General features: G+C 48.7%; 14 protein-coding genes. 7 read left to right on the top strand and 7 right to left on the bottom strand.

Going from position 1 to position 12,176, the window contains the following annotated elements:
* The first annotated feature begins 19 nt into the window (after positions 1 to 19).
* A complete protein-coding gene (locus tag AC5ELV_RS19310) occupies positions 20 to 532 on the top strand; it encodes a hypothetical protein (protein WP_493431463.1) in 513 nt (170 codons plus the stop codon).
* Positions 533 to 594: 62 nt separating this feature from the next.
* Here AC5ELV_RS19310 and AC5ELV_RS19305 read toward each other — a convergent pair whose 3' ends face one another.
* From AC5ELV_RS19305 to AC5ELV_RS19285, 5 genes are all read right to left on the bottom strand, one after another.
* Positions 595 to 1,572, bottom strand: a complete 978-nt coding sequence (locus AC5ELV_RS19305) for a FecCD family ABC transporter permease (RefSeq protein WP_493431462.1) — start codon at positions 1,570 to 1,572, stop codon at positions 595 to 597.
* Complete coding sequence (locus tag AC5ELV_RS19300; protein ID WP_493431461.1) at positions 1,569 to 2,573, bottom strand: FecCD family ABC transporter permease; 1,005 nt, start codon at positions 2,571 to 2,573, stop codon at positions 1,569 to 1,571. Before AC5ELV_RS19300 ends, AC5ELV_RS19305 begins: the two co-directional genes overlap by 4 nt.
* Positions 2,570 to 3,550, bottom strand: a complete 981-nt coding sequence (locus AC5ELV_RS19295) for an ABC transporter substrate-binding protein (RefSeq protein WP_493431460.1) — start codon at positions 3,548 to 3,550, stop codon at positions 2,570 to 2,572. Before AC5ELV_RS19295 ends, AC5ELV_RS19300 begins: the two co-directional genes overlap by 4 nt.
* A 202-nt stretch (positions 3,551 to 3,752) precedes the next feature.
* On the bottom strand, positions 3,753 to 4,481 hold the full coding sequence (locus AC5ELV_RS19290) for a response regulator (protein ID WP_493431459.1): 729 nt from the start codon (positions 4,479 to 4,481) through the stop codon (positions 3,753 to 3,755).
* Positions 4,474 to 6,147 (bottom strand): ATP-binding protein, encoded by a 1,674-nt coding sequence (locus AC5ELV_RS19285; protein ID WP_493431458.1) that lies wholly within the window; start codon positions 6,145 to 6,147, stop codon positions 4,474 to 4,476. The genes AC5ELV_RS19290 and AC5ELV_RS19285 overlap by 8 nt, the downstream gene beginning before the upstream one ends.
* 161 nt (positions 6,148 to 6,308) lie before the next feature.
* Here AC5ELV_RS19285 and AC5ELV_RS19280 point away from each other — a divergent pair, with 161 nt between their 5' ends.
* Together AC5ELV_RS19280 and AC5ELV_RS19275 are read left to right on the top strand one after the other, a co-directional pair.
* Positions 6,309 to 6,602 (top strand): putative quinol monooxygenase, encoded by a 294-nt coding sequence (locus tag AC5ELV_RS19280; RefSeq protein ID WP_493431457.1) that lies wholly within the window; start codon positions 6,309 to 6,311, stop codon positions 6,600 to 6,602.
* Between the two features lie 44 nt (positions 6,603 to 6,646).
* Positions 6,647 to 7,471, top strand: coding sequence for an aldo/keto reductase (locus tag AC5ELV_RS19275; protein WP_023987067.1), 825 nt, complete (start codon positions 6,647 to 6,649; stop codon positions 7,469 to 7,471).
* 90 nt (positions 7,472 to 7,561) lie between these two features.
* On the opposite strand, the gene AC5ELV_RS19270 is transcribed toward AC5ELV_RS19275, so the two are convergent.
* Both AC5ELV_RS19270 and AC5ELV_RS19265 read right to left on the bottom strand, forming a co-directional pair.
* On the bottom strand, positions 7,562 to 8,215 hold the full coding sequence (locus AC5ELV_RS19270) for an SdpI family protein (RefSeq protein WP_493431456.1): 654 nt from the start codon (positions 8,213 to 8,215) through the stop codon (positions 7,562 to 7,564).
* Entirely contained in the window at positions 8,212 to 8,523 is a 312-nt protein-coding gene (locus tag AC5ELV_RS19265; RefSeq protein ID WP_061830867.1) for an autorepressor SdpR family transcription factor, read from the bottom strand. The genes AC5ELV_RS19270 and AC5ELV_RS19265 overlap by 4 nt, the downstream gene beginning before the upstream one ends.
* Before the next feature lie 219 nt (positions 8,524 to 8,742).
* Here AC5ELV_RS19265 and AC5ELV_RS19260 point away from each other — a divergent pair, with 219 nt between their 5' ends.
* The 4 genes from AC5ELV_RS19260 to AC5ELV_RS19245 all read left to right on the top strand — a co-directional run bounded on the left by AC5ELV_RS19260 (position 8,743) and on the right by AC5ELV_RS19245 (position 12,175).
* Positions 8,743 to 9,354, top strand: coding sequence for an alpha/beta hydrolase (locus AC5ELV_RS19260; RefSeq protein ID WP_493431455.1), 612 nt, complete (start codon positions 8,743 to 8,745; stop codon positions 9,352 to 9,354).
* Between the two features lie 73 nt (positions 9,355 to 9,427).
* Entirely contained in the window at positions 9,428 to 9,652 is a 225-nt protein-coding gene (gene tlp, locus AC5ELV_RS19255) for a small acid-soluble spore protein Tlp (RefSeq protein WP_250243226.1), read from the top strand.
* A 240-nt stretch (positions 9,653 to 9,892) separates the two neighbouring features.
* A complete protein-coding gene (locus AC5ELV_RS19250; protein ID WP_307354017.1) occupies positions 9,893 to 11,185 on the top strand; it encodes an ABC transporter substrate-binding protein in 1,293 nt (430 codons plus the stop codon).
* Positions 11,186 to 11,212: 27 nt separating this feature from the next.
* The gene (locus tag AC5ELV_RS19245; protein ID WP_023987071.1) at positions 11,213 to 12,175 is read left to right on the top strand and encodes a carbohydrate ABC transporter permease; all 963 of its coding nucleotides are present in this window, start codon (positions 11,213 to 11,215) and stop codon (positions 12,173 to 12,175) included.
* Position 12,176 lies beyond the last annotated feature (1 nt).

The raw sequence follows: 12,176 nt of genomic DNA, 5'->3' as shown, positions 1-12,176 counted from the left end.
CAAAGAAGCCATTCAGGCGATGTCTGATACGGAATTTCGCCGATATGCCCGCGTGATTCATAACAAGCTGCGCCGTGATGTGAGTGGTTCTTACAAGAGAAACGCAGATATTAAGACCTGGTATGATCAGGATTATGACCGTATCAATACGGATCGTTTTATAGCTTCAACGACAGCCGATTATGCCTCTTTAATGAGTAAGCTGAACCGCCGTCAAGGGTTCACAAAAGCTGAGCAAAAGTTATTGTCCGAGGTCATGGAGAAACCACTTATGATTCTTCCTGAAAACCAGCAATTCCTGAAATATACTGGGCAAAAAGGTGGCTCCACAGCTTACGTTTTGACACTGGCCATGTATGCGACAGATAAGGAAGGGCATTTGACAGAGTTAGCTGTCTTTTTTAACGATTTGGATCCTAGCACAAATGCCAGCTTTCCCGAAATGATAAATGATTTTAAAAAGAGGCTACTACATGATGAATCGTTTAGAAAAGAAATTAATCAGCGTATCGGTGTGCAGGTGGGGAGGTAGCGCAGCTAATCACTACGGTAGAGTGCAGCGTTAGCTGCGCTGCGCAACTCCTTATCCTCATCCTATCCGCTGCCTTTTTGTTTACGTTCCCGCAGCAATAGATACAAAAAATATGGCGCGCCAATGACGGCTGTCACGATGCCAGCGGGAATTTCGAGCGGCGGCTTCAGACCCCGTCCGAGCGCGTCGGCGAGGACGAGAATCAGCGCGCCGATCATCGCCGAGCCGGGCAATAGATAGCGGTGGCGATTGCCAAATAACCGCCGTGCCAGATGCGGGGCCAGCAGTCCGATAAATCCGATGGAGCCGATGGCAGCGACACAGGAGGCAGCCAGGGCGACTGACACAGCTAGCAGTCCTGTACGCACACGCTTCACGCTAAGACCCAGCCCAGCAGAGCTTTCCTCATCTAGACTCATAATGTCCAGCTTGCGCTGTAGTGTATAGGCGAGAGGCAGCAACACGATTAACCACGGCAGTAGCCCATACACTTCGTCCCAGCCTTTGCCCCACAGACTTCCAGCTAGCCAAGTGAGCGTATCGCTGGCTTCGAGTGGATACTTGACCAGTATATAGTCGGTCGCAGCCTGAAAAATAGCGCCCACCGCCAGTCCGGTCAAGGCTAGCATATTGGGACGCATGCCTCCCTTCATCGAAAGCTGTACGAGCAACAGTGCAGCTAGCCCGGCACCGACAAAGGCGGCTACAGGCAACAGCGCCACTGGGGATGAGGGGAGCAGTACGATGACGAGAACCGCCGCAAATCCGGCGCCCTTGGATACACCTACCACATCTGGCGAGGCTAGCGGGTTGCGGATCATACCTTGGAGCAGAACACCGGCAACTGCCAGCCCAGCTCCGGCCATGATGGCCAGCAGGCCGCGCGGCAGCCGATAATGGTGAACGATGAACCAGGAAGAAGCATTCCGGTCAGTCAGAGCCGTGATCAGCTCAGAGGGCGTAATGTAGGTGCTGCCCACGCCAATAGCTATAAAAGCAACACCCAGCAGGAGCGCGAGTAAAATCCACAGTTTTTTCATCGTGAAGCCCTCCCGTTCTTATGCGCCAGGTATAAAAAGAAGGGCGCACCCACCAGCGCGGTTACAATGCCAACGGGCGATTCATAAGGAAACGCAATAAATCGTCCAAGCACGTCTGCATATGTGAGCAGCAGAGCTCCGCAGATGGCAGACAGGGGAATGACCCGTCTGTAATTGTCGCCTGTAAATATCTTGATGATATTCGGCACCATCAGGCCCACAAAGCCGATGGACCCGGCTACCGCTATAGCAGAGCCTGCCAGCATAATCACTGAGGCCGAGGCCAGTAGGCGAACAAGACGTACGTTTTGTCCCAATCCCTGTGCAACCTCCGTCCCGAGGCTCAGCACAGATAGCGAGGGGGCCAGCGCCAGCGCAAGGATCATACCCACGGCGAACCATGGCAGCACCAGACGCGTGTCGGCCCAAGTGGACCCGTCGATGGCTCCGGCGAGCCAATACAGCACATCAGATATTTGCTCGTTAAACACGAGCAGTCCCTGGGTGATGGAGGCCAGCAACAGATGCACGGCCATCCCGGCAAGGGCTAGCTTGACCGGCGTCATGCCCGCTGTTCCGGCCAGCGCATATACGAAGGAGCCGCCTGCGATGGCCCCGGCAAAAGCAAAATAAATGCTGCCGGACGATCCGATATTCGGCAGCAGCACGACGGACAGCACGACAGCCAGCGAAGCGCCTGAGCTGACCCCGAATACCTGCGGCGAAGCCAGCGGGTTGCGTGTGATGGCCTGCATCAGGGCTCCAGCCACGGCAAGCCCGGCCCCGACGATCAGGCCAATAACGGCACGCGGTAGGCGTACCGTCAAGACAATGAGCTGATCCTTGGACGGATGCTCGGTGAACAGCGCAGTCAGCATGGTGGGGATGTCCATTCTGACCGGGCCAATCGCCACGCTGAGCAGCAGTCCAGCCAGCAACGCAGCGATAAGTGCAAAGAAGACCGGCTTATTCAGCCGGTCGCGTGAGGCTTGTCCGATCAACGGGAGCCGTCTCCTTTACTTTGCGCGGGATACAGAAGCGAAATGGCTTGCTCCAGTATTTTCTCGGCTGAGCCGAGTCCACGGTACCGGGTCCACAGTGCCCGGTTCACTTCGTAAACTTCCCCTTTTTTGACGGCCGTAATGTTTTGCCAAAGCGGGTTTTGCTTCCATTCCGCAATCAGCTTCTCATCGGCTTCCACCAAAAAGATCACATCAGGATCCGCTTGTGCAATCTGTTCCAGCGTCAGCTTGACGGTAGGCTCGCTTGTATTTTGAAGGGCATTGTGTATACCCGCTTGCTCCAGCAGTTGTCCATCAAAGGATGAAGCGCCGTGAGCCGATAGTGAATCAGAGCGGAATACCCCTAGCAATACGCTGCGTGGCTCACCCGCTTTGATGCCTTCTTTCAACTTTTCCATGGTAGCTTTATGCGCAGCGAGAATTTGCTCGCCTTTTTTCTTCTCACCCAATGCATCGGCGATGACACCGAAGGATGCCAGGTTTTGTTCATAGGAGGAATTGCGGCTCTTTAGAACAATGGTCGGAGCAATCTCGCTTAGTTCTTTGTATATGCTTTTATGACGATTCAGATCGGCAATAATCAAATCCGGCTTCAAGGAGCTGATCGTTTCCAGGTTTGGCTGTTTGCGTGTGCCTACTGGTGTGAAGTCGATTTTCTTGCCGAGCAGCCCATCAATATCATCGTCATTTTCCTGAGCTATGCCGACAGGTGTTACACCCAGTTGGGTTGTAGCATCGACAAAAGAGAATTCCAGGGTTACGATTCTTTTGGGTGTACCCGTAACTTTGGTTTCTCCCATCTCATGTTTAATCATTCGAGTGTCGCCTGTTGCTTGAGGTGCTGCTGCGCTGTTATCTTGGGACTGACTTCCACATCCCGCCATAATGACCGTCAGTAGTGCCAAGATCACTGCAAGCAGCATGCCTGTGCGCAGTGGTTGTTTCGGTGTTGCCATATGTTATCCCCCGTTCCAAGTATGTTTATCAGAGAAACTGATAATCATTATCAATCAACTAACTGTTGATCATTCTAGCAATCGGGAAGGAGGACGTAAATAATGTGGTCATTTAAACCATTTTGATTGATTAGGTGAATTAAATTCATTAAAATTACGAATGGGAGGAGAGGGAAGTACCAGGACATCAGAGATGGATGGTTTATGCATCCCCCCGCTGTCGGCGATAGATACGCTCTGGTCTGCCGACGGTTCCGTACACCTGATCGTGGTGCGCATCGCCACTTTCCACTAAATACTCCAGATACCTTCTGGCTGTAGAACGGCTCATACCCAGCTCAATTCCCACCGTACCTGTAGTCACCTCACCCCGCCGATTCAGGAGATCTAGCACTTTGTCGCAAGTCACTTTATCGATGCCTTTGGCCCATAGTTCTCCGACTCCGTTCCCTGCCATCCGACCGGTGCCCACGCTTTGAAGCAAACTGTCAATTTCCGATTGCTCCACCGTGGATTGTTCCTCTTGCCATGTTGTGACTTGTCGCCGAAACCGGGCGTATTCCTTCAAGGTCGCACGCAATCTCTCAAATACAAGCGGCTTCACGATAAAATCAAACACGCCTGCTCGAACCGCTTGTACCACTGTTTCAGCTTCTTTGGCGGCAGTCAGCATAATAACATCTGTCCCCGGATAGTGTTGCTTGATGAACGATAGCAGGGTTAGGCCATCAGTATCAGGAAAATAAATATCCAGTACGACTAGAGGAGGACGGAGCACGTCCAGTTGAAGTTTTGCCTCAAATTCATTCGTCGCGATTGCACATACGGTGAACCCATCCACCTTTTCAATAAATCGGCGGTTAATCTCCGCAATTCGCGGATCGTCTTCAATAATAAGAACCTCAATGTCCGATAAAACCCGCTCATTCATGGGCATAACCTCCTTTTGCATCAATACTCGTATCTGTCCTATGTAAAGGAATGTATACCTCAAAAATACTTCCACCACCAGGCCGTTCGTGTACTTCTATAGAACCGCCCATTCGTTCAGTGTACTCCTGCACAAGAGCAAGGCCATATCCATGTCCTGCTTCTGCTTTGGTCGAAGCTCCTCTGACAAACAGCTTTTCTTGGATATCGTCCGAAATTCCCGATCCGTTATCCGCAACTTCGACGATGATGGCTTCAGTCGTTTCTTCAAGCCGGAACCAGACCTGTCCGTCAGAGATGGAGGACATCGCAACTGCTTCCATGGCATTATCCAGCAGGTTTCCGGCTATGGAAGCGAGAAACGACCACTCCAACGTAGGAGACTGGGTTGAGAATGCTCCTTTAATATCAGAATGGAGTAAAATCCCCTTTTCTAGCGCCTGTTTCTTCTTGCCGATCAGTAGGCTGGCGATGATTGAATCGGGCAGGAGAGCAGTGGCAATCGGCCTGTGTACACGATATTCCTCTGATTCCTGGGTGATAAAGTCCACCGCTTCGTCATAACACTCCAACTGAATCAGGCCGGATATCAGATACAGCCGATTGGCGTATTCGTGTGTTTGTGATCGCAGCACTTCCGCATAATCTTTGACCTCTGTCAACTGTTGTGTCATGTGGAGTAGTTCGGTCTTGTCACGCAAACTGGCAACCGTGCCCATAATGCGGCCGGATCGATCCTGGATCGGCACACGGCTGACGACTACAGTTCGCTGCTGGACCTCAATTTCCTCATTCCATATGAGCTGTCCCTGATCTGGCCCCATCGTTGAATGCTCTACTGTGTAATCTGCAACAAGCATATCAACCAGTACATCCGGGACACCCGTCAAGTGACGAAGGTCGCATCCATATATAGAGGTTTCCGGGGGGAGTCCGATCAAACGAGCCGCCTGTGGATTGGCAAGTGTGATTTGTCCTTTACTATTAACTGCGATAATTCCTTCGCCGATGGACTCAATAATGGCCTGCTTTTCCTGGTACAACCGTCCGATCTCCACTGGCTCCAGTCCATGCAGTGCGCGCCGAACCCGTTGCGCTATAACCAGGCTTCCCAATATGCCGATCATCAGCGCGCCCACCATAAACCAGATCCACGCATATGTGTATGTACGAATATTTTGCTGCACATCTGTCATTAAAAAACCTACAGAGACGAGCCCGATGGCCTTACCTTGCTGATCATAAACGGCAGTTTTGGCGCGTAGTGACGGTCCAAGAGAGCCTGTCGATTCAGTGATAAAGGACTGCCCTTGCAGTACCTTATCATTCATGGGGTCTATCATAGGCGTGCCGATACGCTCCGGGTTTACATGCCACTGCCGGATGAGATGACGATCAGCAATAGTAATAAAATCAGCGCCGCTGCTGGCTTGAACGGGCTTTATGGCCTCGTTGATACGCGAACGCAATTGCGTCGTCTCGGTCTGCTCCAGAGCGTCTCTGACCTGCGCATCTACAGCGAGGGTATTGGCGACGGTTAGCGCCCTTTTTCCGATTTCATCATATAGAGCGGAGGTGATCATATATCGAAAGGATAATCCCAACAGCCCGGTAACTATCAGTACTAAAAGGGATAAGAATACCATTAGTTTTGTTTGAAAACGCACATGCTTTCACCGCCGTTAAACAAAATATAGGAGGAACGGATCAGCCGATGATCTCCTCCATATGATCCATTTTACTGTATTACAGAAACGCCCGCACTTTTATTCTGTCGAAAGAATGGTCTATAATAGAAATAGTTACATAATACGAGGAGGAACATAATATGATTATTATTCATGCCGATATGAAAGTTTTACCTGAAAAAAGAGAGACTTTTCTGCAACAAACCCAAGGGCTGGTCAGCGCATCCCAAGCTGAAGAAGGCAATGTACGTTACACGTTAATGCAAGATCTGAATGATCCCAACGCATTTACGATGGTTGAAGAGTGGAAAGATGCTGCTGCTGTAGATTTCCATAATAATTCTGCCCATTTCCAGGCATTTGTTGCCGCGGCTAAAGAATTGTTGGCTGCTCCGCTTCAAGTGAATGCTTTTCAGGATGCAACTAAACTGTAATCATCCCGTTGGATAATTCATAATCAGGAACAGGAGGAATAGACATGGGGAACATTGCGGATACAACTGTACTGAATAACGGAGTTCAGATGCCTTGGCTTGGTTTTGGTACTTACAAGGCGGAAGGCAATGAGGTGTACGAAGCGGTTAAAACAGCTATTGAGGTCGGTTACCGTCACATTGATACAGCGGCGATCTACGGCAACGAGGAACTGGTTGGACAAGCCATTCGTGATAGTGGAGCGGCTAGAGAAAATTTGTTTGTAACCACCAAGCTGTGGAATCAGGATCAGGGCTACGATTCAACACTGCGTGCCTTTGAGGAAAGCCGTAAGCGGCTGGGTCTGGATATCATTGATCTGTATCTCATTCATTGGCCTGGTAAGGATAAGTACAAGGAAACCTGGAAGGCATTCGAACGACTGTATGAAGAAGGAAGCGTACGCGCTATCGGAGTTAGTAACTTCCAAGTTCACCATCTCGAAGACCTCCTCAAAGACAGCAACATGGTTCCTGTCATCAACCAAGTGGAGCTTCATCCGCGTCTGACACAACAAGAGCTGCATCAATACTGTCGGGAGCACCAGATTCAGCTTGAATCGTGGAGTCCGCTGATGAAGGGGAAATTAACCGAGCAAGCGGACATCGTTGAGATTGCTGCCAAATACGGTAAAACCTCTTCGCAGGTTATTTTGCGTTGGCATCTGGATCGGGGGATTGTGACGATTCCCAAATCTGTAACCGCACATCGTATTCGCGAAAATGCTGATTTATTCGATTTTGAGTTGACGGCTGAGGATATTGAACGAATCAATGGTCTTCATCTTGATGAGCGTGTAGGCACGCATCCCGATAAGCTGTTGTTCTAATATTAAAGATTAAATGTACAAAGAACCTTCCATTCTACGTTTATCGTGGATTGGGAGGTTCCTTTTTTAGGTTCAGGTTTGGTTTTGTGCTTACTGGTTTAGCTTACGATACAACAACAGAGAATAGAGTACAGGAGAGGTAACGGATATAACCAGCCCGGTGAGAAAAATGACCGTCCCCGCCACTCCATCGACCCATGCCGCTACCAAGCCGGAAGCACCACCGAGCATCATCATAGGTCCGCCGAAACGGTGCGTTTTACGCCACACCTCGGGGTTAGACAGAGTCCAAGGCGTGCGGATACCAAAGGTATAGTTCGGCTGTACCTGAGTCAGAAAATTACCCATCACCATCAGCAGCAGGCCTATTATCCCCAAAATTATAGTATTCATTTGCAGTCGTATGTTCAGGTTATACAGCAGCATTCCCCAACCAGCTATAGCGAGGATCAGGGAAGTACCTATACGCGTAACTTCATAGGCTTTTGAAAATTTCTCATAATTTGCTCGGTTGGGGTCCATGTGGCGGGCTAATCGAATGACCAGCGGTACTAGACCCAACAGCACGAGCATGATAATAGAACCACTTTTGCTCATATACCCGTCTGCTGTATTGTCAAAGCTAAAATGAGAGGCCAGCACATCGGGAAGCCGGTCATACAGCAGTAAAGCTCCTATAGCAGGTGATAAGGCAATCAAAGTCGTCAAAACATCCGTCAAGCTCCAAGGTGTTCGCAATTTCATTCAGATTCCTCCGCATCCTTAATATGATTCACATTTTTCTTGGCAGGGGTATCAGAGTGGGCGATACTGAACATCCAACCGATGACATCCGCTACAACCGTTGTATGCAGGGTGTAGATAATGTTTTGCCCCTGTCGTTCATCCAGCACCAACCCAGCCTGCTTCAGGATATTGAGATGATGGGAGATGCTGGGCTTACTAATTTGAAAATGTTCAGCCACTTCGCCTGCGCTCATACTTTTCTCCTTTAAAAGCTGTAAGATTGTACGCCGGGTCGGATCAGCCAAAGCTTTAAAGGCATCGTTCAAAATACATTTCCTCCTTTAGATATTTAGATAATATTCTAAATATCTAACACCATAATAAAATAGAGCTATACTGCATGTCAATGGAACAAGGCATCATTTTAGAAAAAAGATTTGGATCAGACTAATTAGGTTTGTAAAAGGTTGCGAAGTTGGATATAATTAATTTATACTAAAAATAAGAATCTTAATTTAAAGAAGAAAATAGAGGAGGAAATATAAATGAAACACGTATTTCGTAAAGGAAATCATCCGCAAGCCCCGGTTATTTTGCTGTTGCATGGTACAGGCGGGAACGAACAAGACCTGATACCTTTGGCTGAGATGGTAGCACCGGGAGCTTCTGTGTTAGGCGTGAGAGGAAATGTGCTGGAAAATGGGATGCCGCGTTTCTTTCGCCGTTTGGCAGAAGGAGTATTCGACATTGAGGATCTCGTATTTCGTACCAAAGAACTGAGCGAATTTGTGGACACAGCTGCAGAGCAATACGATTTTGACCGTAATAACGTTGTGGCTCTTGGCTATTCCAATGGTGCAAACATAGCCGCCAGCATGCTCTTTCACGATGCAAAAGCGCTGCGTGGGGCCATTCTCCACCATGCAATGGTGCCGTTGCGCGGGCTGCAACTGCCAGAATTGAACGGTGTCCCTGTATTTCTATCTTCCGGTGAAAATGACCCGATTGTTCCGGCTTCGGAATCCCGGGAGCTGCAAGCATTATTGGAGGGGGCCGGAGCACAGGTGGAAGCATATTGGGAACGCAATGGTCATCAATTGACCCGTACTGAAGTTGCCGCCGCAGGCCAATGGTTTGGAAAGCATTTTAATGTATAAAATAACTCGATAACGATCAAGCTACGGTTTAGCGCTCCCGTGAGCGATTCTATGATTAGGAGGCGTCAAACCAATGGCAAAACCGGATAATCGAGCCGATAATGTTGAACATTTGCAACAAAGTATTCAGAACACACAGCAGAACCTGCATGAAGCTGAAGGATATCTAAACGAATTTTCCTCTGAAATCAGCAACGAGGAGCGTCAGCAGATCGAAGAAAAAAATAATCGTCGTAAAGAAAGTATTAGATCATTTCGCGAAGAAGTGAAGGACGAAGCAGCTCATTCCCAAGAGTAGTAAAAATAGAGAGGCCCAACTTCGAGTTTTAATCCGGGTGGGGCCTCTTTTTTATGCAAAAATCATCATAACCGCATTCAATTCATTTGCCCCCTATAATGCAGTGGAGACGCTAATCTTCGTTGAAAATAAAAATTTTATAAATAATGTTGTTGTAAACTAATTTGTATTGATGTTAAATAATAAAAGAAAGCGCAATCATTTATGAATTAGGATTTCATCATGCGAAGGGGGAAGGAAATGCTGCTGCGAAGAAAAAGCATGGCTTTGATGCTTATGGCGGTGGTTTTGATGGCTGGACTGCTGCAAGGCTGTTCTTTCAAGAACGATGAAAAGGATGGGCCGGGAACAGAACTTGTATTATGGACGTTCAATGAACTGCATGAGAAGTTTTTTCTGCAAATGGCTGACCAATGGAACCAACAGCACCCTGATGAATTGATTAATTTGAAAGCGAATACATTTCCTTATGACAACCATCACAGCAAGCTGTCGATTGCGCTGCAATCGGGGGTGGGAGCGCCGGATATCGCGGATATCGAGGTGAACAAGATCGGTAATTTCCTCAAAGGGATACCGCAACTGGTCCCGCTCAATCCAGTAATTGACCCCGAGATCAATAACATTGTACCTTCCAGAGTACAGATTTACGGCAAAGACGGTAAATATTACGGCATTGATTTCCACGTTGGGGCCGAAGTGATGTATTACAATAAAGAGATTATGGATCAGGCGGGGGTAAACCCGGATTCCATCGTCACCTGGGCAGACTATGCTGCTGCAGGCAAGCAAGTACTGGCGAAAACAGGCAAGCCGATGGCGACTTTAGAAACGAATGACCTGTGGAGCTATTGGCCGATGATCTCCCAGCAAAATTCAGATTTTCTGGATGACAAGGGCGAGTTGACGCTGGATAACGAAACCAATATTAAAACACTCGAGTTTCTCCAACAGATGATAAAAGACAAGATCGCTACTCCCGCACCGGGCGGCGGGCATCACATGGAGGAATACTACGGGTTTATGAACAAAGGCGGGGCCGCTTCGGTGTGGATGCCGATGTGGTACATGGGACGTTTTACGGATTACATGCCTGACCTCAAAGGTAAAATTATCATCAGACCTATGCCAGCGTGGGAAAAAGGCGGTTTTCGCTCAGCGGGTATGGGCGGAACCGGAACGGTAGTCACAAACCAATCGAAGCACCAGGATTTGGCGATGCGTTTTCTGGCCTTTGCCAAGCTATCCAAGCAAGGGAATGTGGAGATCTGGAAGCAGCTTGGTTTTGATCCCATCCGTAGTGAAGTGTGGACGATGCCGGAAGCCAAAGCTAAGAATAAATTTACGGAGTATTTCGGAACGAATATTTTTGACACGCTCATCGAAGTCAAAGATGAAATCAATGCGGTGCATATCGGTCCGAAAACGCCTGATATCGCCAGTGCTGTGCGCAATAAAATACTTTATCGGACACTGCAGAATGGCGAAGATCCAGCCACGGTGCTACATGAGCTGGCAGATGAACTGAGATAGACCCCAACAGGAAAGGGAGTGAGATTCATGGCAACGCCCGTTCATACGAACGCTAATGTACCGACAGGTCAGCCGCCACAACCTCAGCGTCCGACCAGAAGTAGATGGAGTCGCTTTATTCATTCCAGCCGTACGGCACCGTATGTGTTTGTCCTTCCATTTTTACTGTCCTTTGCGCTATTTTTTGCCTATCCGGTCATCTCGACGGTCATTATGAGCTTCCAGGAAGTCCTGCCAGGGATAACAACTTATGTTGGACTGGAAAATTATAAGGACTTAATCAATCCTACGTTTGGAAAGGCGATATTAAATAGCGTCCTGTACACGCTGCTTACACTGGTCGTGCTGATTCCTCTGCCGCTGGTATTGGCAGTATTGCTGAATTCGCCTAAAATGCCGGGCAGAGGGTTATTTCGCTCCGTGATGTTTATCCCTGCACTTACCTCGGTGGTGGTAGCAGGAACGATCTTCCGTCTCATGTTCGGGGAATTGGATGGTTCGCTGATGAACTCCCTGTTGGGGGTCTTCGGTTTGGAGCCGTATAAATGGCTGATGAACGCCAACACCGGATTTTTAGCGTTGATCGTGCTGGCATTATGGAGATGGCTGGGTGTGAATATGCTGTACTACATGTCGGGACTTCAAAACATTCCTCCCGAGTTGTATGAAGCTGCGCAGATTGATGGAGCCAGTCGTTTCGATTCATTTTGGCGGATTACGATTCCTATGCTGAAACCAGTGACGATCTACGTATTTACGATTAGCATTTATGCGGGGTTATCCATGTTCACGGAAAGCTACATGTTGTGGAACGGAAATAACTCCCCGAACGATATTGGTTTAACGATTGTTGGCTATCTCTATCGCCAAGGTCTGGAGCAGAACAGTATGGGCTTCGGAGCTGCGGTGGGCATTGTGTTGCTCGTATTTACACTCGTGCTGAACCTGATCCAGCTCAAATTTTTCGGCATGTTCCGGAAGGAGGATTAAG

This window comes from Paenibacillus sp. NMA1017 (genome assembly GCF_058895805.1).
This window is presented reverse-complemented; position numbering and strand designations above follow the sequence as displayed.

Excerpts from the sequence above, each read along its gene's own strand:
- AC5ELV_RS19295 (WP_493431460.1), bottom strand. The coding sequence starts at position 3,550 with ATGGCAACACCGAAACAACCACTGCGCACAGGCATGCTGCTTGCAGTG.
- AC5ELV_RS19260 (WP_493431455.1), top strand. The coding sequence starts at position 8,743 with ATGAAACACGTATTTCGTAAAGGAAATCATCCGCAAGCCCCGGTTATT.
- AC5ELV_RS19280 (WP_493431457.1), top strand. The coding sequence starts at position 6,309 with ATGATTATTATTCATGCCGATATGAAAGTTTTACCTGAAAAAAGAGAG.
- AC5ELV_RS19245 (WP_023987071.1), top strand. The coding sequence starts at position 11,213 with ATGGCAACGCCCGTTCATACGAACGCTAATGTACCGACAGGTCAGCCG.
- AC5ELV_RS19250 (WP_307354017.1), top strand. The coding sequence starts at position 9,893 with ATGCTGCTGCGAAGAAAAAGCATGGCTTTGATGCTTATGGCGGTGGTT.
- AC5ELV_RS19310 (WP_493431463.1), top strand. The coding sequence starts at position 20 with ATGTCTGATACGGAATTTCGCCGATATGCCCGCGTGATTCATAACAAG.
- AC5ELV_RS19275 (WP_023987067.1), top strand. The coding sequence starts at position 6,647 with ATGGGGAACATTGCGGATACAACTGTACTGAATAACGGAGTTCAGATG.
- AC5ELV_RS19305 (WP_493431462.1), bottom strand. The coding sequence starts at position 1,572 with ATGAAAAAACTGTGGATTTTACTCGCGCTCCTGCTGGGTGTTGCTTTT.
- AC5ELV_RS19290 (WP_493431459.1), bottom strand. The coding sequence starts at position 4,481 with ATGAATGAGCGGGTTTTATCGGACATTGAGGTTCTTATTATTGAAGAC.
- AC5ELV_RS19270 (WP_493431456.1), bottom strand. The coding sequence starts at position 8,215 with ATGAAATTGCGAACACCTTGGAGCTTGACGGATGTTTTGACGACTTTG.
- tlp (WP_250243226.1), top strand. The coding sequence starts at position 9,428 with ATGGCAAAACCGGATAATCGAGCCGATAATGTTGAACATTTGCAACAA.